At 35.2% G+C, this 20,103-nt stretch carries 22 protein-coding genes, 1 tRNA gene and 1 pseudogene; 11 read left to right on the top strand and 13 right to left on the bottom strand.

The window, feature by feature from the left end:
• Positions 1-139 precede the first annotated feature (139 nt).
• The gene (gene pheT / locus ASF10_RS19820) at positions 140-2,560 is read left to right on the top strand and encodes a phenylalanine--tRNA ligase subunit beta (RefSeq protein ID WP_056253136.1); all 2,421 of its coding nucleotides are present in this window, start codon (positions 140-142) and stop codon (positions 2,558-2,560) included.
• A 54-nt stretch (positions 2,561-2,614) separates the two neighbouring features.
• Here the strand turns inward: pheT and ASF10_RS19815 are convergent, their stop codons facing one another.
• The 7 genes from ASF10_RS19815 to ASF10_RS19785 form a co-directional block, all read right to left on the bottom strand.
• Complete coding sequence (locus ASF10_RS19815) at positions 2,615-3,853, bottom strand: peptidoglycan-binding domain-containing protein (RefSeq protein ID WP_056253132.1); 1,239 nt, start codon at positions 3,851-3,853, stop codon at positions 2,615-2,617.
• Between the two features lie 12 nt (positions 3,854-3,865).
• Positions 3,866-5,539: a S8 family serine peptidase gene (locus tag ASF10_RS19810; RefSeq protein WP_056253130.1), complete on the bottom strand. Its 1,674-nt coding sequence runs from the start codon at positions 5,537-5,539 to the stop codon at positions 3,866-3,868.
• An 11-nt stretch (positions 5,540-5,550) separates the two neighbouring features.
• Complete coding sequence (locus tag ASF10_RS19805) at positions 5,551-6,000, bottom strand: hypothetical protein (RefSeq protein WP_056253127.1); 450 nt, start codon at positions 5,998-6,000, stop codon at positions 5,551-5,553.
• Positions 5,997-6,572 (bottom strand): hypothetical protein, encoded by a 576-nt coding sequence (locus ASF10_RS19800; RefSeq protein ID WP_056253125.1) that lies wholly within the window; start codon positions 6,570-6,572, stop codon positions 5,997-5,999. Before ASF10_RS19800 ends, ASF10_RS19805 begins: the two co-directional genes overlap by 4 nt.
• Positions 6,573-6,639: 67 nt before the next feature.
• Positions 6,640-7,362 carry a hypothetical protein gene (locus tag ASF10_RS19795; RefSeq protein WP_056253122.1) on the bottom strand — a complete coding sequence of 241 codons (723 nt, stop codon included), beginning with the start codon at positions 7,360-7,362 and terminating at the stop codon, positions 6,640-6,642.
• 17 nt (positions 7,363-7,379) lie between these two features.
• The gene (locus ASF10_RS19790) at positions 7,380-7,784 is read right to left on the bottom strand and encodes a hypothetical protein (RefSeq protein WP_056253119.1); all 405 of its coding nucleotides are present in this window, start codon (positions 7,782-7,784) and stop codon (positions 7,380-7,382) included.
• 21 nt (positions 7,785-7,805) lie between these two features.
• Complete coding sequence (locus ASF10_RS19785; protein ID WP_056253116.1) at positions 7,806-8,657, bottom strand: hypothetical protein; 852 nt, start codon at positions 8,655-8,657, stop codon at positions 7,806-7,808.
• A gap of 284 nt (positions 8,658-8,941) precedes the next feature.
• Here ASF10_RS19785 and ASF10_RS19780 point away from each other — a divergent pair, with 284 nt between their 5' ends.
• The 3 genes from ASF10_RS19780 (at position 8,942) to ASF10_RS19765 (ending at position 11,428) form a co-directional block, all read left to right on the top strand.
• Positions 8,942-9,382 carry a hypothetical protein gene (locus ASF10_RS19780; RefSeq protein ID WP_056253114.1) on the top strand — a complete coding sequence of 147 codons (441 nt, stop codon included), beginning with the start codon at positions 8,942-8,944 and terminating at the stop codon, positions 9,380-9,382.
• Positions 9,383-10,134: 752 nt separating this feature from the next.
• A complete protein-coding gene (locus ASF10_RS19770; RefSeq protein WP_241774992.1) occupies positions 10,135-10,794 on the top strand; it encodes a sensor histidine kinase in 660 nt (219 codons plus the stop codon).
• Complete coding sequence (locus ASF10_RS19765; protein ID WP_056253105.1) at positions 10,784-11,428, top strand: response regulator transcription factor; 645 nt, start codon at positions 10,784-10,786, stop codon at positions 11,426-11,428. The genes ASF10_RS19770 and ASF10_RS19765 overlap by 11 nt, the downstream gene beginning before the upstream one ends.
• 39 nt (positions 11,429-11,467) lie before the next feature.
• Here the strand turns inward: ASF10_RS19765 and ASF10_RS19760 are convergent, their stop codons facing one another.
• Positions 11,468-11,980, bottom strand: coding sequence for an adenine phosphoribosyltransferase (locus tag ASF10_RS19760; protein WP_056253102.1), 513 nt, complete (start codon positions 11,978-11,980; stop codon positions 11,468-11,470).
• A gap of 114 nt (positions 11,981-12,094) precedes the next feature.
• Between ASF10_RS19760 and ASF10_RS19755 the strand changes: the two genes are divergently transcribed.
• The 7 genes and pseudogenes from ASF10_RS19755 (at position 12,095) to ASF10_RS24280 (ending at position 15,924) form a co-directional block, all read left to right on the top strand.
• Positions 12,095-12,168: transfer RNA gene (locus ASF10_RS19755), tRNA-Arg, on the top strand.
• A gap of 628 nt (positions 12,169-12,796) precedes the next feature.
• The gene (locus tag ASF10_RS19750; protein ID WP_131726562.1) at positions 12,797-13,438 is read left to right on the top strand and encodes an MBL fold metallo-hydrolase; all 642 of its coding nucleotides are present in this window, start codon (positions 12,797-12,799) and stop codon (positions 13,436-13,438) included.
• Between the two features lie 44 nt (positions 13,439-13,482).
• Complete coding sequence (locus ASF10_RS19745) at positions 13,483-13,758, top strand: hypothetical protein (RefSeq protein WP_056253098.1); 276 nt, start codon at positions 13,483-13,485, stop codon at positions 13,756-13,758.
• A 77-nt stretch (positions 13,759-13,835) separates the two neighbouring features.
• A pseudogene (locus ASF10_RS24730) lies at positions 13,836-13,931 on the top strand (hypothetical protein); the annotation flags it as partial.
• Positions 13,932-14,003: 72 nt separating this feature from the next.
• Positions 14,004-14,678, top strand: a complete 675-nt coding sequence (locus tag ASF10_RS19740; RefSeq protein ID WP_241774990.1) for a hypothetical protein — start codon at positions 14,004-14,006, stop codon at positions 14,676-14,678.
• An 87-nt stretch (positions 14,679-14,765) separates the two neighbouring features.
• Entirely contained in the window at positions 14,766-15,542 is a 777-nt protein-coding gene (locus ASF10_RS19735) for a TIGR03571 family LLM class oxidoreductase (RefSeq protein WP_056253089.1), read from the top strand.
• A 229-nt stretch (positions 15,543-15,771) separates the two neighbouring features.
• Positions 15,772-15,924, top strand: a complete 153-nt coding sequence (locus ASF10_RS24280; RefSeq protein WP_157849073.1) for a hypothetical protein — start codon at positions 15,772-15,774, stop codon at positions 15,922-15,924.
• Between the two features lie 62 nt (positions 15,925-15,986).
• Here the strand turns inward: ASF10_RS24280 and ASF10_RS19730 are convergent, their stop codons facing one another.
• The 5 genes from ASF10_RS19730 to ASF10_RS19710 form a co-directional block, all read right to left on the bottom strand.
• Positions 15,987-16,484, bottom strand: coding sequence for a cupin domain-containing protein (locus ASF10_RS19730; protein ID WP_082472475.1), 498 nt, complete (start codon positions 16,482-16,484; stop codon positions 15,987-15,989).
• A gap of 62 nt (positions 16,485-16,546) precedes the next feature.
• Positions 16,547-17,596, bottom strand: coding sequence for an alpha/beta hydrolase (locus ASF10_RS19725; RefSeq protein WP_056253086.1), 1,050 nt, complete (start codon positions 17,594-17,596; stop codon positions 16,547-16,549).
• A 2-nt stretch (positions 17,597-17,598) separates the two neighbouring features.
• A complete protein-coding gene (locus tag ASF10_RS19720; RefSeq protein WP_056253083.1) occupies positions 17,599-18,333 on the bottom strand; it encodes a carboxymuconolactone decarboxylase family protein in 735 nt (244 codons plus the stop codon).
• Between the two features lie 7 nt (positions 18,334-18,340).
• Positions 18,341-18,970 carry a flavodoxin gene (locus ASF10_RS19715; protein ID WP_056253081.1) on the bottom strand — a complete coding sequence of 210 codons (630 nt, stop codon included), beginning with the start codon at positions 18,968-18,970 and terminating at the stop codon, positions 18,341-18,343.
• Positions 18,971-18,989: 19 nt separating this feature from the next.
• Entirely contained in the window at positions 18,990-20,075 is a 1,086-nt protein-coding gene (locus ASF10_RS19710) for an alpha/beta hydrolase (protein ID WP_056253766.1), read from the bottom strand.
• Between the last annotated feature and the right edge of the window lie 28 nt (positions 20,076-20,103).

The raw sequence follows: 20,103 nt of genomic DNA, 5'->3' as shown, positions 1-20,103 counted from the left end.
AGCACTAAAAATACAAACTACTCAATAACAGCACGTTTTAAATGAAATAAAATCAGCTCGAAAAAACCAAATAAATTGTTTCTTACTACCACACGCAATCCTTATATTTGTATCCTTATTCAAGAATAAAAAAGTTAACATGAAAATATCTTACAACTGGTTAAAACAATTCATTAAAACGGACTGGACATCTGAACAAACTTCAGAATTACTAACAGATTTGGGTCTGGAAGTTGAAGTTGTCGAAAAATACCAATCAGTTAAAGGCGGTTTAGAAGGAGTTGTTGTAGGACACGTACTTACTTGCGAGAAGCATCCTGATGCTGACAGATTAAACATTACAACAGTAAACATTGGTTTAGAAGCTCCTATACAAATCGTTTGTGGTGCTGCTAATGTTGCAGCGGGACAAAAAGTTCCTGTGGCTACTATAGGAACTATTTTATATGATAAAGATGGTGGTGAATTTACCATTAAAAAAGGAAAAATTCGTGGACAGGAAAGTCACGGAATGATTTGTGCCGAAGATGAATTGGGTTTAGGGACTGGACATGACGGAATCATGATTCTGGACGAAGCTTTAATTCCCGGAACTCCTGCTGCAGAAGTTTTCCAGATTGCCAATGATGAAGTTTTCGAAATTGGGTTAACGCCTAATCGTGCTGATGCAATGAGCCATTACGGAACTGCGCGTGACTTAAGAGCGGGAATGTTGCAACGTGGTGTAAACGTAGAATTAATCACGCCATCTGTGAGTAATTTTAGAGTTGACATGCGTACTTTAAAAATCGATGTTAATGTAGAGGAACCTCTTTTAGCACCAAGATATTGTGGTGTAACGATTTCAGGAATTTCGGTTCAACAATCTCCTGCGTGGTTACAGGATCGTTTAAAAGCTATTGGGTTAACTCCAAAAAATAATATTGTCGACGTTACTAATTATGTTTTACATGAATTAGGACAGCCACTTCATGCTTTTGATGCTGCGAAAATTAACGGAAAAGTAATTGTAAAAACACTTCCAGAAGGTACAAAATTTGTGACTTTAGACGATGTTGAAAGAACACTGCACAAAGAAGATTTAATGATTTGCGACGAAAAAGGTCCGCTTTGTATTGCGGGAGTTTTTGGAGGAAAAAAATCTGGCGTATCAGACGGTACAACTACAATATTCTTAGAAAGTGCTTATTTTGATGCTGTTAGTATTCGTAAAACGGCAAAAAGACATCAATTAAATACGGATGCTTCTTTTAGATTTGAAAGAGGTATTGATCCTACTATTACAGAATATGCGCTGAAACGTGCGGCTTTGTTAATTCAGGAAGTTGCGGGCGGAAAAATTACTTCGGATGTTGTGGAAGTTTATCCTAAAAAAGTAGAAGATTTTTCGGTTTTATTGAATTTCAGCCATGTATCGAAAATCATCGGACAGGAAATTCCAAAAGATACCATCAAAAAAATCCTGGTTTCATTAGATATTAAAGTAAACAGTGTTTCTGATTCTGGTTTAGGATTAACAATTCCGGCGTATCGCGTAGATGTGCAGCGTGAAATTGATGTAATCGAAGAGATTTTGAGAGTTTATGGTTATAACAACATTAATTTCTCTAAAAAATTCAATGCAACTGTTTCTAATTCGCCAAGAACAGAAGATTATAAAGTACAAAACGTTATTGCGTCTCAATTAAATTCTCAGGGATTTCATGAAATGATGGCAAACTCTTTAACAACGGCTTCTTATGCTAAGTTATCGAGCGTTTTAAAAGAAGAACACAATGTTACGATGCTTAATCCGCTTAGTAGTGATTTATCTACCATGCGTCAATCGTTATTATTTTCCGGTTTAGAAGCGATCTCTTATAATATCAATAGAAAAAATGCTGATTTAAAATTATTCGAATTCGGAAAATCTTATCATAAATACCTGAACGGATACGAGGAGCACAAACATCTTACTTTATTAATTTCCGGAAACAGAAATAAGGAAAGCTGGACAAATCCTCAAAAAACTACTGATTTCTTTTTATTAAAAGGATATGTAAAAGGAATTTTAGCACGTTTAGGAATTGAAAAAATTTCGAATGCGCCGGTTCAGACTGATATTTTCTCTGAAGGAACAGCTATTTGCTACAACAATGATACATTGGTAGAAATGGGTGTAATTAAAAAACCAATCCTAAAACATTTTGGAATCAAACAAGATGTTTATTTCGCTGATTTTAACTGGGACCTGATTTTAAAAATCATTACCGGAAAAATCAAATATTCTGAAATTCCTAAATATCCTGAGGTTCGCAGGGATTTAGCGTTGTTGATCGATAAGAACACAACTTATGAAAGTATTTATAACCTGGCAAAACAATCTGAAAAAGCGCTTTTAAAAGACGTTAATTTATTTGATGTTTATGAAGGAGAAAAACTTCCGGAAGGTAAAAAGTCGTATGCGTTGAGTTTCACGATTCAGGACAATACAAAAACGCTTACAGACGCTCAAATTGATAAAATCATGTCTAAATTGCAACAAACATTTGAGACTGAGCTTGGAGCAAGTTTAAGATAAATCTTGTTTCTCATTATATATAAAACCCGACTTTGTAAAGTCGGGTTTTTTGTTTTAAAAATTAACTCGCGTCGACAATCTTCGCGCTCCAACTGAATTAGGATGAATTTCATCTCTCCAGTAATCAGATGAATTTAAAAGTCCGCGGTAATCAATTATTCTGCTTTGAAAGCGATATCCATAATAATTAAAATGGTTTTTAATTTGCACCAAAAGAGCATGAAATTTATCCAGTAAACGAATAATGATATAGGCTTTTAGAATGTCATCTGTAATTCTCAATCGGTCAAAAACAGGTTTAATCCACGGTCCTAACGGCAAATCAACTCCTACAATCGAAGGTCTGACTCCCAGTTTAAATAATGGATAATCATAAGTATGCATATAAAATATCGTATTGGGTGTTGAATGCGCGTTTATTATACTGCCAAAACCAAGATAATTTCGCATAATAACAGTAAAAATTCCGTTGAGATTAACGGTATTAAAAAGAGCAGCATCAAACGCGGTTGTATTTAAATATCTTTTATACAAAATGCATTTTTGATATAAAGAATCTCCTGAAGGCATTGCTTTTAGTTCATTTAATTTTGCTGCATCAGTAAAAAAAGAAGCATCAAATAAAGTAACTCCTGCATTTAGAATTCTGCCAAGTTGAGGAAATACATCATTTCCGCCTCCGCTAAAATAAATTCTATCAATACGATAACTACTTATATATTGCACAAAATTTGTTTTATCAGCATACATCTGTGAGGTTGTTTCTCCAAATTTTGCTAAGTGCAGACAATTCAGGTTAAGCCTTTGATTGTGATCTGTAATAGTATCATACAAATCTAAAATTCTGGGCACAGGATAATCCAGCCACGAATCGCCTTCGAAAATAACATTAAGCGTATTCGCATTTCCTGCATTTCGTCTAAAAATAAACGAATTGGTAAAAAAAGGCTGATGCAATGATTCATCTACATCTTCGGTCAGCAAAACACTTGCATTATTTAGTTGTTTCAAAGCATTATAAGTCTGATCATTAGGATTTATAATTCCTGTAACCTGAACTCCGTTATTTGCCTGAAAGTTCAGGATAGAAATAATGGTATTGTCTGTTTGATCGTTTACAACATTGCCATTTGTCTGGACAGGATATCCTAATGCTTTGAGATAATTTTGAATTTGCAATACATCCGCAGGATTATTGACCGCATTTAAGCCAACACTATTTAATATCCCACGACGATTCACGGGATTTCTATTTTGATTTATAACTGGTATATTCGAAACTAAATTTTCCATTTTATTCCTGATTTATGTTATTTTATTAGGATTAATGTAACCGTGTCCTGCCCTGAAAACTTCGAAATTATTTTCATTGAAAAAAGCGGTATCACAGGCCGCAAAAAGTTTTTTTCTGATGGCAATAATATCCAGTTCAGGTTCTTTTTCGAGAATTTTCATTACTAAAGAAGCTACATAAGGCGCAGCCATACTACTGCCGCTTTTAGAAGTTAGCTTATTTGCTGCTCTGTTTTCCCGACTTGAAGACGAGCACGATGATTTTATTTTAAAACCAGGCGCAACAAGTTCCGGTTTCATTCTTCCGTCAGCTGTAGGTCCGGAACTGCTAAAAGACAAAATAGGTTTTGTTTCGTCACTCTGGTTGTAGGCGCCAACTACTATACTGTATTTCGAATTACAAATAGAATTGGTGGTGTGCGTTTTATTGGCAATTGCAGGCAAAAAAATAGACTGACCACCATCGTCACGCTCAATATAACAATGATATCGTCCGTTTTTGACCGTTTTGCCAACCAGTTCAATTGTCCAGAATTTTGAATTTAATTTGCCATTGATCAAAATATTAATTTGATTTTTATTGGTATTTGGCTCGTTGCATCTGTGAAGGCAAATCCCCACTTCGTCATCATCTTTTACAATTATTTCATCTTTAAAAGGCGTCGACGAAAGCAGGATATTCTGGTTATCATCATAAATATTGACACTTAGAATATCGTCGCCGTGATACCAAATTTCCATTTCGTTTGGCGTACGGTCATTTTTCTTAAACATCCACGGAATTTTTACTTTCTGGTTTGGTTTAATATCTCCGTAAGTATGCACATTTGCCTGATGATAATTTCCTGTACTCTGAACAATTGCCGTTCCTTTTCTGGTGGTCAAAATATGATCTATAATTTGCTCCAGCAAAGTTTCTCCAGTATGCGCATCGCCGTGACCTCCTAAACTCATATTAATTACAAGCGGCATTTTATCTGCTGTAGCGGTACAAAAATGCAATCCGTGAGATGTTTTTACAGAATCTCCCAATGATAAATTTGATCCGTTGATGTTGTTTAATCCCAGATCTACAGCCGTAATAGGAACATTTGGCGCATAACTTTTTGTTGCTACGGCGCCGTTACCACAGGCAATACCAAGAACATGCGTGCCATGAGTTCCGTTTCCGAACAAATCTGTTTTACCGGGATGATAGCCCAGTTTTTTAAACGGAAACTCGTCCAGAAGCGCTTCATTGATTTGTTCTTTGGTAATAATTCTTCCGTATCCGTAAGCGTTACCATCATATCGATCTGATTGTACCCATATTTTTTCGAAACGGGTTTTACCGTTCACAATAAAATCAGGATGTGTAAAGTCAAAACCAAAATCAATAATCCCAAACATGACATTAGATATAGTATCTCCGGAAACATTATTTTTTTTATCGAGAATTTGGTTTTCAGGAAATTGCTCCATGATTTCATTGACAGGAACTACAGTTGGAGCTTTTAGGCTTTTTACTTTTTTGCTGTTATAAATAGAGAGCAGATGACGACGCTTCGTGGTAATACTTACAATTTTTCCAAATTCTGTAATGATTTTGCAATTATCGGGATAATCCTTTTCTTTTTCCAATCGCATAAGCAAGGACAGTTCCTCGTCCGGATTACCATATAATATGATTTTAAGTCTGGGATCCATGAGTTTATTTTTTAAATGAAATTCAGAAGTTTTCCGCTTATTCTGCTGAGCTCCATGTTTAAAAGAGTTAAATAGATATTCTCCTCCACAACAACACTAAAAACAGTTTCTAAATTATTTTCTTTATCGATATATGACTTGATCTCACTAATGTATTTGCTGTTTTTAAACCCTGCTTTTTCCAGTCCCAGAATAAAATCCTGATCTTCTTTTTCAAGTTTAGAAAAATTGACATCTTCTACTATTTTAAGATACGTTTCACTGTTATTTCCCAAAGACAAAATTGTTTTAGAAACCATATTTTTAAATAAGTACAACTTTTCTTCTTTTGCTTTCTTCGAAAATTTTATCTCATTTTTAAATAAACTATCCCGAAGATTATTTAGCTTTTCCAGAATTAGAATAGTATTCTTTTCTGTTATTCCGCCATTTACATCCTGACTAACCGCTACAGTTTTCATTTTGTATTGGTTTTAGATTGCACTTTTACATCAGGCTCAGTTGGTTTTGCAACAATTGACTGATTTGTTTTTGCAATTTCATCCAGCCTTTTTTCGATTTCTTCAATAGAATCGATTATTCCTTTTTTTTCTTTATCAAAAGATTCCAGCTTTTCTCTTAATCCGGCCAGTTCATTTATTTTTTCTTCTAATTCTTCTATTTTTTTATTACTTGTTGTAATATCATTTTTAAAAGTCTCAAAGGTTTTCAGGCTAAGACTTTCTTCGTTTGGCACAGTAGTTTCTTTTTTAGGTTCTTCTTTAACTGGTGTTTGCGAAGTTCCTGATCCTGACTGTTGTAATTCCTTAGTACTGTGTGTAGCTGCAGGAATTACTACTGGTGTTGAAGTATTGGAATTCTCCCCTTCTGATTTTGCTTTGTTATCAATAATTAAATAACTCAGCAAGGTGTTTTCTGAAATCATACCCGTCAAAAGAGCTGTATTTGTTACTTCCTGATTTCCTGAAACATTATAATAACTTGCTCTGCTATTTGCAATTACATAATTAATTAGTAAATTAAATGGATTCATCTTTTCATGTTTTTAAGGTTAATAGAAATAAAAGGGCAATTGGGGATCCACTTGCCCTTTTTTAATATTACTTGTTCATCATCATCACCATTGCTAGTGGTAATATGTTGTTATTGTTTGTAGTGTCTTTATTTTGTTGAGACATAATTAAGACTAATGGTAACATCATATTATTGTCTGATTTTCCGGAACCTGAATCTCCCATTGTGGTCATCATAGGCAACAACAGCGACAGGGTTTGATCTACGTAAATAGCACTTGTATTCGTTTTTTCAACGATTTTTGTAGTTAGTACATTTCCGTCTTTATCTTTGGTATCAGCTACAATTTCCAGATTTTCTGGTTTTAATTTTGGCTGATTCAAAAGCGATCCCATCATGCTCATCATTTGCATATTTTTTAAAACCTTTGTTTGGTTGTCGCCTTTTCTGGCGTCTATTTTTGCAAATTCTGTGTGTTTTTGATCTAATGAAACTAAGGCTTTATTGGTAGCAAGCGAAGTCTTTTTAAGCTCGTTGACCTGATTTGAAATTGAGTCAAGTGATTTTTTCAACTCACTTTTAGTAGCGTAATCATTTGCTCTTCCACTTAAGGCTTTTCCAAAGTTTGATCTTTGCTTAACAGCAGAACTCACATTGGGTCTGATGCTTCGTGTTGATGGTCTTCTGCGTTTTGCCGCTTCATCATAACTTTCATCGTAGCTCTCTAATAAATCTTCGCTTAGCAAATCTTCATTATAATAGTCTTCATTTAGTAAATCTTCGTCTAAATAACTTTCGAAATAACTCATAATTTTAAATTTAAAGGTTAATTTTTATTGAAATAATGTTTGTTATATTTCTGGATGGCAGGCTGGATATATTTATTAAAAAGAATGAAATCCGGAATACTATTGCCTGGTTTTCCTGTTCCAAAACATTCCGGACAATCTATATTTTCGCCAAAACATTCTGTACACGCGCCAATAGCTTTTGCTAAATCATCGTTTTGGTTTATTTCAAATTCCAATTGAAATTTTAATCCTTCGATGATGGTAAAAAGCTTATGATTGATTTTTTTTAGTTTCCTGATTCTTTCTTCAAGTTCCAAATCAATTTTAGGGGTTTCTTTTTCCTCTTCCGGTTCTTTTTTCTCCATCATAGGCTGCATCAACTCAAAGTATTTAGCCATTTCAGGATTGTGTTCTTTCAAATATTCTATATAAGCATCCATTGGTATAACTTTTAAGTTTTTTTATAAACTGGCAATAGAATTTTCAAGTCGGTTAATGCGGTTTGGTGTATTTGTGCCCACAAACTGACCGTATTGATCTACATAATAATCTTCAGTAGGAATTAATCCTCCGTTGTAATATTCGTATAAAATATTCTCAGTGAGGTAATTCACACTTTCGATTAATTCTGCAAAAGAATGGCTTTCGATGGGCGCATTTGGGCTTGCAGTACCTAAGCTTTGTTGTGCTTGTCCGGCTTGAAATTGCGGATTATTGATTACGCCTCCAAGCTGGTTGTACAATCCCTGAACCCTGCCAATATCCTGTGCTGCCTGCGGACGCAATTGTACCGGATTGTTTTGTACATATTGCTGAATAGCCGGAATAGCTGCTCTGCCGGCATCTGCCAGATATCTGGTTGTATTGTTCCATGCCTGACCAATTGGTGACGGATTTTGTCGTGGTCTGTTGTTATAGGCAGGTCTGCGTTGTGGTTGTGCGGGTCTTTGCTGCTGGCGGCTATTGTCTAATGCTGTACTGGCAGATCCGGCAAGATTACTCACCAATCCTCCTACGGCACCACCAATTTGCGGAGCACCAAAATAAGTGCCAATCGCTGTTCCTGCTATGGGAGCAACTGCCGAAACTCCTCGCAGAACTCCGGATCCAATACTGCTGGCAACATTTCCTAAACTGGACCAAAATCCTTCGGCCTCACTTTCAGACATTTGATCTACTCTTGACAACAGAACGTCCTCTAATTCATTTTCATTTAAATTTGAATATTCCGGACCTAAAACATATCGTACAGCTTCAAAATAATTGTCTTCGCTGAATGATTCTCCTTGAAAAACTTCATGATATAAACTCATAACTTTTAGTATTACAATTAGTTCTTACTCTTTTAACAGGCTTTTCAGATTTCGCCTATCCATTTTGTGCACGAAAATGAACGATGTAAAATTGGTTTTTTATAAATTACTACAAAACAGCACTTTAACCCTATTTTTTAAATAAATTTACCCTCTAAAAAAAGGGTATATTTCCCCTTGCCTGCTTTATGCGTTTGAAATAATTTTGCTCTTAAGTTTTGTTTAAAACTTTACAAAACAATTAATTAACCATTTAACCAATCGATGATTTAATTTTTAAGATTATGAAAAAAGAACCAGGAAGACCGTCCCAATTAATTACTAAGAAATTTGGTAAAGAATTACATTCAAATTTTATGAAGTACCGAGCCAGTATTATTGCGAAATACATAAAAAAAGAAGATGCAAATGCCGTTTGGTTTTCGCTTGAAGAACTCGAAAATTATATTCATTATATAAAAACAAAGGGTGAAAAAACGGGTTATACCGTAAACGGAATCCGTTTTTATTTTGGCGTATATCCCGAAGAGAAAAAATATGCTGAAAAAGCAGGTTTGATGACGATATTTCTAACAGCAACAGGCAAAAGAATTAGAATAAATACCATAGATCCAACTGAAATACAAACTTTTGCATTAGTCCGTGAAGAAGAAAACAAAGATATATCGACTATTGAACCTATGAATTATGGCAGTATTGGAAGACCGCCAGCTTTATTATATTAAAAAATTATGTTTGAAATTCTAAGATTTTATATTGTCTATTTAGCTTTATTATCCGGTATTATTGGACTGATATCGCTGCATAAACTCCCCAGTAAAAGAGCAAAATTCTTAGTTGTTTTAATATGGTTTTCTGTTTTGGTAGAAATAGTGGGATATCATTTTACAGAATGGACGGGCGTCTTAAATTATTATGTTTTCAACATTTACATGTTCGTTACTTTTTGTTCATATATCCTGCTTCTCAGGAGTTTATTGATAAAAATTAATCATAAAGGAACCGCTGTTTTATGTTTGGTTTTGTTTGTATTTTCTTTTCTTTTAAATATTTTATATTACAAAGAAGATATAAATCACTCGTTCATATATAGTTTTGCCATTGGCGTTCTGATAGTTATGATATTATCTTGCTTATATTTGATAGAAAATTTTAATTCTGATAAAATTTTAAACTTCAAAAAATCTGTGTTTTTCTGGTATATATTAGGTCTTTTGGTCTTTCATGTGCCAGTTTTGCCGTTTATGCTGGCTATAAAATGGTTTTTGATCAAAGAAGATGAATCAGTTTTTAGTCTGGTATTATTTATTTTAAATTTTCTAACGCACAGTTGTTTTATTATTGGATTTTTATGGAGCGAAAAGAAATACAATTATTAGTAATTTCGTTAGGTATTGTTTTTTTTACTTTACTGGTTATTCTGCTTGTTATATTCTTTTATTTTTTAAAGAAAAAGAATACCTACCTCGTCGAAAAAATGGAATCAGAATTGTACTTTCAATCAGAATTGATAAAAACGAGAATCGAAATCAAGGATCAGACTTTAAGCGAGATCAGTAAAGAACTTCATGACAATATTGGTCAAATTGTATCTGTTGGCATCATGCAGCTCAACATGTACATCGATAGCGGAAAACCTGTTCATGGTAACGAATTATCAGATCTTAAAGAAATCCTTGCAAAATCCCTCGACGAAATACGCATTTTGTCACGCATAATCAACAAAGACAACTTACTGCAAACCAATTTTATAGAAGCAATAAAACAAGATTTGGAGCGTATAAAAAAGTTAAAAAATATTCAATATAATTATAACTTTACAGGCGAAATACCAAGTATAAACGAAGAACATGATTTGTTTATTTACCGCATTTTTCAAGAAGCGATACATAACAGTCTAAAACATTCTCACAGTGATTTATTTGAAGTAAATATTACCACAACAACGGATGTTTTTTATCTGGAAATGAAAGATTTTGGAATTGGTTATGATCCTCTAAAAACAAATCCAGGATCAGGATTAAACAACATGAAGTTAAGAGCCAAATTAATTGGCGCAACATTAATCATGAAATCAAATGCATCAGGAACAACCGTAACTTTAGAATACCCCTTAACTAAACCCGATGAAACCTAAAAATAAAATTATTATTGTAGATGATCATCTGCTTTTTTCTCAATCACTTGAGCTTTTGATCAATAGTTTTAAAGATTTTGAAGTAATCAACCGCTTTGAAAACGGAAAAGTATTCATTTCATATTTACAGGAAAACATTGACGCAGATGTTGATCTAATATTATTAGATGTTAATATGCCAATTCTGGACGGCGTAAGTACAATGAAATGGATTAAGGAAAACAGACCTGATCTTAAAGTTATTGCATTATCTGTAAATGACGATGAAGAAATTATTATAAAAATGCTCACCAACGGTGCCAAAGGTTATTTGCTTAAAGATACATCGCCGGAAATTTTTAAGGAAGGCATTATATCCGTGATCGAAAAAGGTTTTTATTTTACCGAATTAGTCTCTGGTATGCTGGTAAAAAAAGCCAATAATGATACTAGCAAAATAAATCTAAAAGACAAGGAAATCATTTTTATAAAACACGCCTGTACTGAAAAAACATACAAGGAAATCGCCTCAGAAATGTGTCTGAGTCCTAAAACAATTGATGGTTACAGGGAATGTTTGTTTGACAAACTCGAAATTAAAACCAGAATAGGTTTGGTTTTATATGCCATTAAAAATAAAATTGTCTTAGTTTAAATTCCTAAGACAATTTTATTTCGCCAATATAATGCTGTTTTAGTATGTCAAAGCTGAAAAAATGGGATGGTCTTTTATTTTTTCTCTTCCGTTCAAGAATGTTAATTCCATTAGAAAATTACATTGTACAATTTCGCCACCTAATTTCTCTACTAATTCACAAACTGCTTTTGCGGTTCCTCCTGTTGCCAAAACATCGTCATGGATCAAAACCCTGTCACCTTTTTTTATTGCATCTGTGTGCATTTCTAAGCTGTCTGTGCCGTATTCTAATTCATATGAAGCCGAAATTGTTTTATACGGTAGCTTTTTTGGTTTTCTAACCGGAACAAAACCTGCATTTAATTCCTGCGCCAATAATATCCCGAAGAAAAAACCACGGCTTTCTGCTCCTACTACCTTGTCTATTTTTTGCCCGTTAAGAGATTCGACTAGAATATTAAGGCATTCTTTTGTCGCAATTGGGTCATTTAGTAGCGGAGTTATATCTTTAAACAAAATTCCTTCTTTTGGAAAACCCTGAATATCACGTATATAATTTTCTAACTGCATTTTTTTTTAATTTTATGTTATTTTTCTCTTGTATATCTCACATTTCTTCCTATCTTTGCACCCGCAATAAGCAATCAACAAAGCTACGAAAAATTAGCTAATTGATAACAAAAAGGCCTCGTGGCGCAACTGAATAGCGCACTTGATTACGGCTCAAGAGGTTACTGGTTTGAATCCAGTCGAGGTCACTCTTAAAAAAAAGTTAAAACGAAAGTTTTAGCTTTTTTTTTGGCCTTTTTGACAAGATTTAACCATCTTTTACATCGAAAAAGCGAGCGGTTTGTAAATCTGTAGAGTTAACTCCACTGGATACAAACCGTTCTAAAGCATTGTAAACATTAAGATTACTAAAATGTTATTTTTATATTAACAATAATTTTAGTTTTATGGAATTCTAAGTAGAAAAGCATAATGGGAAAATTTAATCACAAAAAGCATAAAAAATGCTTACTGATGAAGGAATGGATGTTACGAAGAAGCTGCAGAAATTTTAAGCTTTCTAAAATTCATGACAAACACATATCTACGATTATTAATTGTTACTCAATAGATCACAAAAGCCTTCTCCATATTGCGTAACTCTCTTGAAGAAAAGGTAAAAAACTTTTTATTTTTACTTTTTGGGAAAAAGAAATTTTTCGTTTAGCTAAAGCTGTCAGCAATATCAGAAAGAGTATTGTATTATCTTCTCTAACCATTTCTTAATAAGTACGCCTAGTTCTTATCGGTTAAATCTATTATTGTAAAAATAAAAAAACTGAACTGCTTTTTTTAAACAAATCTGCATCTGTTTTTATTTGATAATCCGCCATAAATTTGCTGAACAAAATAACAGTAAATATTATGGAAACTATTAAAATGAAAGTAGATCAAAATCAGAGTTCAAAAAATGATAATTTAAAAAAAGTAAAATCGATTCTTCGCAATCAGGCACCTGGATTTTTCCGTTATGCTTTGGGAGAACTAGTAGTAACTGCAATCTACGATGGGTATGTAAGTCTTGATCCTATGTCACTATCAGGAATAACAGATCAGGAGCGCAGTGAAGATCTTGCAAAACAAATGCTTGCACCAAAAGGAGCTCTTGACACATCAGTAAATGCATTTCTTGTTCATGATGGAGAACGTTTAATTCTTATCGACGCTGGTTCAGCACATTTTGCCGGACCAAGTATGGGCCGACTTATAGATAATATCGTTGCATCTGAATATACTCCGGAAGATGTTGATACTATCCTGCTAACGCATATGCATCCTGACCATATTGGCGGAATTACCAATGATAAAGGAGAGGCTCTTTTCCCTAATGCAGCTGGCTTGATTCAGAAACAGCCGCAACGCTTCCTGAAGATCAGCGCATATTTGTCACTATTGCTCAAGATGCAGCTGCTCCTTACCTTGCCAGTGGAAAGTTTAAAACTTTCTTACCTACTGACGAGATTTTCGCTGGATATGTAAGCATTGTCGAGGCTCCTGGGCACACTCCCGGACATACTGCCTTTATGGTAACTTCTGCTAATGAAAAAATGTTGTTCTGGGGAGATATTTCCCATCTGCCATCCATTCAGCTTCCGCATCCTGGTGCAACAATTGAATTGGATGTTTATCCTGATATGGCAATTGCATCACGTCGACGCGTACTTGCGGAAAGTGTAATTGGCGGATACGCTATTGGAGCTGCACACCTTCCTTTTCCTGGTATTGGTCATGTTAAAAAGGATGGCGACGGTTACGGATGGGTTGCTGTTGAATACGGAGCTCAAGGATTAAAATCGTGATTGAAGTAATTCTTCACGCAGGAAAAAGTGCACTTGATGTCGCATTATATAATCTGTTGCCTATTTTAATTGTGCTGATGATTTTTATGCGAATTCTTGAAGCCTACGGAATTCTGGAGAAACTTGTGACCTGGCTTTCGCCGGTCACAAAGCCCTTCGGACTTCCCGGTCTTGGAGCAGTGGCAATTTTGCAAGGAACTCTGATAAGCTTCATTGCCCCTTTGCCTACTATGAAAATCATGGAAATGCGCGGAGTTTCAAATCGCCACCTTGGTGCAACCCTTGCAGGTGTTCTGGCTATTGCGCCCGCTAATGCAACTTTTCCTTTAGCACCACTGGGTCTGCCAATTGGTTTTACCATATTAGCATCTTTAGCTGCGGGATTGTTAGCGGCAGCTTTAACCTACTGGATTTTTGGACGACGACTTTCCATAGAAAAGCATGAATCAATCCCAGTTGAAAAGGTGGAAGGTAAAAAAGCTTCTCTGATCTCTATAATAAACACAGCAGGAAATGAAGCAATACAGTCCGTTCTGGGAATTATTCCGATGCTACTATTGTCGCTTGTAATTGTTATAGGACTGCAGGCAGCAGGTGCAATTGGATGGCTGGTAACAACATTAAGGCCCGCACTTTTAGCCTCGGGAATTGACGAAATGTTTGTTCTGCCGGCAATAACGAAATACCTTGCCGGAAACACGGCTTTTGTGGGTCTTGTTCATGAGATGTCACAAGAATCCGGATTTAATGCAAAGCTGTTATGGCAGGGAGCAGGCTTTTTGATTCACCCTTTGGATCTTCCCGGAATCGCTATTTTAACTTCAGGAGGACCACGGTTAGCAAAAACACTTTGGCCCGCTTTGGCTGGAGCATTTGTAGCAATTATGCTGCGCGGTTTTGTTACAGCTCTAATGTGTTAGAAGTTCAAAACCTGAAATATCTTTAATTATTTAATTAGATAGAAGAACCCGGGTTACTTAGCCCGGGGCTTTCACAAATTTAGTATTATGAAACTAGAAACATCTTATACAACCCCTGAAAAATCTGGATTTAGCCAGATGTTCAAAAAAAACCAGCTGACACTCGGCTTTTTCTTTGCTATCGAATCATATCCGGGTGCTATACCTACTATGAAACATCAGGTAGAATTGGCAAAAAGAGCGGATGAGGCCGGATTTGCAGCCCTATGGACACGCGATGTCCCTTTGTATGATCCGTCATTTGGAGATGCTGGTCAGGTTTATGATCCTTGGGTATGGCTTGGTTACATGGCCGCTCACACCAAAGATATTACCCTTGCAACAGCCGCAATTGTGACTACACTTCACCATCCCATTGATATAGCCAAAGCTGCAGCATCCGTTGACAATCTCTCAGAAGGAAGACTTCTGCTAGGCATTGCTTCAGGCGACAGGCCACTTGAATATCCTGCTTATGGAATTGATTTTGAAAGCAGAGGCCAGCGCTTTACTGAAACACTTGACTATATGAATGCGTTATGGGAAAATGATTTTCCGCAAATAAAATCACCACTTGGAAATATGAATGCAGGCGATTTGCTTCCCAAACCCTTAAATGGAAGAATACCACTAACCGTTATCGGCAATAGCCGTCAATCAGTAGAATGGATAGCCCAAAATGCAGATGCATGGATGATGTATCCGAGGGATTTACAAACCCAATTTCTGGTTATAAAACGATGGCAGGACGAAATAACTGAAATTTTAAATAATTTTCTTATAAATTCACCTGAAAATAAGCCAATTTCTTTAAATCGTTCATAAAATGGTTTGTAAATTGTGCAGTAAGGGTCACTCTTAAAAAAACGTTAAAACATCAGTTTTAGCGTTTTTTTTATGCCTTTTTCACATAATTTAACCCACTTTAACTTATAGACATAAGCGGTTTGTAAATTCAGCAAGGTCAACCTGACTGGATTCAAACCAAGCATAATTAACTACAAACCAACTTTCTATTAAAATTATTATCTTTATCTTAATAAAATTTTAGCTAATGGAATGTGAAGAAAAATATAAAGGCAAAATAACACCTCAAGCAGCACAAAAAATGCTTAAAGATGAAGGAATGAATGTTAGTGTTGATGAGGCAGGTGAAATCTTAAAATTTCTAACCGATATCGCTACTGTAGTTGTGCGAAATTTTTAAGTAAAGAAAAAGAGAGCCAATCAAATAAATATTAATAAACACTATAAATACCTTTAATTTTTTTATTTACTATACTCGGTGTCACTCACTTTTTCCAGCCAAATTGTTTCCCCTTTTTCTCTTCCTGTTATTGCAACCTGAACAAATTTGGTGTCTTTACTTGCTCCGTGCCAATGCTGAATATCAGCGGGACATTTAATAACGTCTCCTTTGTTAACAATAATTTTTGGACTTCCTTTTTCCTGATAATACCCAACTCCTTCAAGAGCCAATATAATCTGTCCGCCAGGATGACTGTGCCATTTAGTTCTTGCACCTGGTTCAAATGTTACACTGCCTACGGCGTTCTGATTAATACTATCAGCTTGAGCCAGATTATTCAGCCAGACGTTTCCTGTAAAATTAGTATTAGTAACTTTTTCTCCCTTTGAAAAAATTTCATTTGGAGTTGGAGTATTATTATCTAGTTGATCTTTCTTATTATTACAAGATATAGCACCCACTGTAATGCAGAATATAATAAGTATTTTTAGACTCTTCTTAAAATTCATTTTCTTCATTAATTTCTGTTTTTTTGATTTCTAATGCTTGATAGTAGTCAACAACAATCCAATTCTTGATCTTAAAGATTACTTTGGTAAAATTCCTTTAATTTGGTTACAATCTGTGATACATATTCTGGTTTCCAATACGTTTGAATATGAGTTGCTCCCTCAATTACAAATAGCTCTTTACTCTTTGCATTTACTGCTTTAGGAAATGCTTCATCGGTCAAATATTTTGTATCAGCCTTACCACCTGCTATCATTAAAAGAGGCTGATTAATCAAATCCATATTGGTGGCAGCATCCCATGTCATTAAATCCAGTAAACTACTCATTGTGTATAGAAAAGTTGAATTTGGATGCGCATAGGTTCTGTAATAATACTCATATCCTTCACGGTATAAATCGGTTGTAGTTTTAGCAATTTCTTCATCTGTAATACTTGCTACACCTGCATAAATCATTTTCCCTCCTGCAGCTTCCTGTGCGCGGGCTTCTGATGCTTTTTTGAGGCGCTCCTGAATAGTTGCCAATTGAGAATTCTGAAAACCATTGCGTCTTACTTCTCCTGAATTAAACATACTCAAAGTTGCAACTGCTTTAAAGCGTTTGTCTGATTGTACTGCTTTCAAAGTATATCCGCCGCCACCGCAAATACCTAAAACACCCAAACGATTTGCATCAACTCCCGCGTATTGTGTAATAAAATCGGCCATTCCATGAATATCTTCTATACGGCTGGCAGGTTTATCCGTATGACGAGGCTCTCCTCCGCTTGCTCCCTGATAGGCTGCATCGGCAGTAATGGTTATGTAACCTGATTCCGCTAAACGCTGCGCATAAAGTCCGGCTGTCTGTTCCTTTATACCTCCATTAGGATGAGCAACAACAACTGCCGGATATTTTTTTGAAGCATCGTAATCGGCCGGTGTATATACATTGGCAGCAATATCAATCCCATTAAGTTTATAAGAAACTGGATGAATGTTTACTTTTCCTTTTTCGTTATTGGTTATTGCGCCGTCGTATACAAGTTTAAAAGCATTTTGCTCATACCTTTTATGAATAGATTGTGCATTTGTCATGTTTATTGTTATTAATGCAATTATCAATATTATTTTTTTCATATTTATTTTTTAAATCTTGTTTTTAGTACTTCTTCTAGTACTTTTTGTGCAGCCTTTGCTTCTTTATTACCAGTTGCTGCTTTAATTTCGCCTACAAAATCTTTTAACTGACTTGGAGTAAGACCAACATTAAGGCAAATATTTAAATGTGACTGCAACATAGGTTCTGCATCTCCAATACTAGCTATTACAGAAATGGTTACTAATTCTCTTTCAGCATAAGTTAATACATCTCTTTCAAAAATATCTGCAAAGAGATGTTCTTTAAGAAACGTATCTATTTCAGGTGCAAATGCTGAATAACCTGTTTTTGGACCGTCTTGCTTTGCTCCGGTTAGCTTTTCCAAGATTGCTTTGCCTCTTTCATATTTACTGCTTTCTTCTTTTATTGGAGATGCTTCAACACCAACAACATCAGTAATACCTTTGGCTTTTCGGTCGTCTAGCACAGTCATAAAAGTTTGTAATCCACGAATACTGCGTGGGAATCCGCAATAAGCATAAAGATGAACAATACTTTCTTTGATTTGATTGATTGTTAAACCAGTATCTAATCCTGTATTTAGTTCTTCTTTAAGTTTTATTAAATCGCCTTTTGCAGTCACAGCAGCAATTCTAACAATCGCTTTTTGTTTATTATCTAAACTTTTAATTGTATCAGTTTGAGCTTCCATTGTTGTTAAAGTAAATATTGCGATTGTAAATAATATTGATTTTAAAAGTGCTTTCATTTTCATTGAATAATTAATTAACCATTTTTATTTTCTTCAGCCAATTTTGGATTTCAACCTGAACTTGTTTTTCTTTTTCGCCTTCCATTACAAATAAAATTCCATCTCTTTCAATGCCTCCTTTGATTGAGAAACCTTCTAAAAAACTGCTTTTTGGACATAACTCTTTGACAGTTTGAAAACTGCTTCCAATTCCATAACCAGCATTGGTATTGAAGGGAATAAGCGTTTTTCCTTCCAAATTATATTCTTTTAAAAAACTTTTCATTGGAGGGGGCAGCTGCATTCCCCAAGTTGGAAAACCTACAAATACAATGTCAAATTTTTCAATATTTGTTATTTTTGTTTTTAGCGGAGGCAGAAAACCTGTTTCATTTTCATTTGCTACCTGACTGACTATTGCTTTATAATCTTCAGGATACGGTTTTTCCAATTCAAGTTCCACTAATGCACCGCCAGCATTTTTATGAATGATTTCAGCAACAGCCTTGGTGTTTTTAGTGCGCGACAAATACACAATCAATATATTTTTATCTTTAGACAATTCTGCTTTATTTTGAGCTGATTCCTGTGCTTTACTACAACTTGAAAATAAGCAGATGACTGCAGTTATTACAAACAAGAATGTTGATGATTTCTTCATTGAATTAAGTTTAGCAAAATTATTTTTCTAATCCTTTTTCTTTCAGCCATTGAGCCATCAGATCAGCAACCTGAATATTATTCAAATCAGAAAATGGAAAATGTGTATTGCCTTTAATTCCGATTTCAGGAAGATGAACTACAGTAACATCTCCACCTTTTTTGTTTACAGCATCACGCCATAATCTTGCCATTTCCAAGCGTGCTCTCCATCCGTCAGCACCTGAATTTTTTGATGGTTTGTCTGGAATGTTATCTCCATAATAAATTACTATCGGAATTTTCGTCAGTTTCATAAAGTCTTCTAGTGGAACAGCTGTTGCTTCCAGAGCACCTGCTGAACTGGCAATTGGAGACGGAACTTCACCTTCAGGGAATAAGAATCCGCTTCCCGGCTCATAAGATACAATGGCTTTTACATTTTCATTTTTAATAGCCGTAATCCAGCCCATTCCGCCAGAGTGTGAATGCGTAACCAGAATGGCAGGGCCAATTTTTGTAAAAAGTGCAGAAGCTGCATCTGTAGTAACCTTTATATCAATTGTTCCCAGATTCGGTGTCATGGAGCGGAAGTATTGATTAAGTGTTTCCGGATCACGGGAAAATTGAACACCATCAAAATAATTGGGCCAAATGCCTACACGGAAAACACCAAACCATTGTTGTTCATCAGGAACAGGTTTTATCAAAGCTTCTGAAGTACTTCGTCCTGCATTTCCTCTTCTGGGCTGATCTATCAAATAAACAGGAAATTTTCTGCGAAGAAAAATATTCTGAAATCCCTCACGTCCGTCTGGTGTAGTTTCCCATGTTTTAGAGAACTGACCTATACCGTGCCACATTACCAAAGGATATTTGCGCGCTTGGGCAGGTATTTGATAAAAAACATAAGCGTGATCACCTCTAAAAGTCTGTCCTTCCGGAGTAATATTATAGGGATCAAATGTACCGGGATTCTCAATCATGGTTCCTCCTACTGCAAAACTTCCCTGCTCTTCAATAACTATTGGCTTTTGTTTGGCTTTCTTCTGCGCTGTTAGCGAGGAACTGCTTACTACAAATAACAAACAGAAAATGCTCCATCTTGCACTGATTATGTTTTTCATAATATTTTCTTTTCTCAATTTCTAAAAT

This window comes from Flavobacterium sp. Leaf82, from assembly GCF_001422725.1.
Taxonomy (GTDB): domain Bacteria; phylum Bacteroidota; class Bacteroidia; order Flavobacteriales; family Flavobacteriaceae; genus Flavobacterium.
Note: the sequence above shows the minus strand (reverse complement) of the source record. Positions and strands in the feature narration are given on the sequence as shown.

Bases quoted from the DNA above. Each gene is read 5' to 3' on its own strand.
- pheT (WP_056253136.1), top strand. From the start codon at position 140: ATGAAAATATCTTACAACTGGTTAAAACAATTCATTAAAACGGACTGG.
- ASF10_RS19815 (WP_056253132.1), bottom strand. From the start codon at position 3,853: ATGGAAAATTTAGTTTCGAATATACCAGTTATAAATCAAAATAGAAAT.
- ASF10_RS19810 (WP_056253130.1), bottom strand. From the start codon at position 5,539: ATGGATCCCAGACTTAAAATCATATTATATGGTAATCCGGACGAGGAA.
- ASF10_RS19805 (WP_056253127.1), bottom strand. From the start codon at position 6,000: ATGAAAACTGTAGCGGTTAGTCAGGATGTAAATGGCGGAATAACAGAA.
- ASF10_RS19800 (WP_056253125.1), bottom strand. From the start codon at position 6,572: ATGAATCCATTTAATTTACTAATTAATTATGTAATTGCAAATAGCAGA.
- ASF10_RS19795 (WP_056253122.1), bottom strand. From the start codon at position 7,362: ATGAGTTATTTCGAAAGTTATTTAGACGAAGATTTACTAAATGAAGAC.
- ASF10_RS19790 (WP_056253119.1), bottom strand. From the start codon at position 7,784: ATGGATGCTTATATAGAATATTTGAAAGAACACAATCCTGAAATGGCT.
- ASF10_RS19785 (WP_056253116.1), bottom strand. From the start codon at position 8,657: ATGAGTTTATATCATGAAGTTTTTCAAGGAGAATCATTCAGCGAAGAC.
- ASF10_RS19780 (WP_056253114.1), top strand. From the start codon at position 8,942: ATGAAAAAAGAACCAGGAAGACCGTCCCAATTAATTACTAAGAAATTT.
- ASF10_RS19770 (WP_241774992.1), top strand. From the start codon at position 10,135: ATGGAATCAGAATTGTACTTTCAATCAGAATTGATAAAAACGAGAATC.
- ASF10_RS19765 (WP_056253105.1), top strand. From the start codon at position 10,784: ATGAAACCTAAAAATAAAATTATTATTGTAGATGATCATCTGCTTTTT.
- ASF10_RS19760 (WP_056253102.1), bottom strand. From the start codon at position 11,980: ATGCAGTTAGAAAATTATATACGTGATATTCAGGGTTTTCCAAAAGAA.
- ASF10_RS19745 (WP_056253098.1), top strand. From the start codon at position 13,483: ATGGTAACTTCTGCTAATGAAAAAATGTTGTTCTGGGGAGATATTTCC.
- ASF10_RS19740 (WP_241774990.1), top strand. From the start codon at position 14,004: ATGCGCGGAGTTTCAAATCGCCACCTTGGTGCAACCCTTGCAGGTGTT.
- ASF10_RS19735 (WP_056253089.1), top strand. From the start codon at position 14,766: ATGAAACTAGAAACATCTTATACAACCCCTGAAAAATCTGGATTTAGC.
- ASF10_RS24280 (WP_157849073.1), top strand. From the start codon at position 15,772: ATGGAATGTGAAGAAAAATATAAAGGCAAAATAACACCTCAAGCAGCA.
- ASF10_RS19730 (WP_082472475.1), bottom strand. From the start codon at position 16,484: ATGAAGAAAATGAATTTTAAGAAGAGTCTAAAAATACTTATTATATTC.
- ASF10_RS19725 (WP_056253086.1), bottom strand. From the start codon at position 17,596: ATGAAAAAAATAATATTGATAATTGCATTAATAACAATAAACATGACA.
- ASF10_RS19720 (WP_056253083.1), bottom strand. From the start codon at position 18,333: ATGAAAATGAAAGCACTTTTAAAATCAATATTATTTACAATCGCAATA.
- ASF10_RS19715 (WP_056253081.1), bottom strand. From the start codon at position 18,970: ATGAAGAAATCATCAACATTCTTGTTTGTAATAACTGCAGTCATCTGC.
- ASF10_RS19710 (WP_056253766.1), bottom strand. From the start codon at position 20,075: ATGAAAAACATAATCAGTGCAAGATGGAGCATTTTCTGTTTGTTATTT.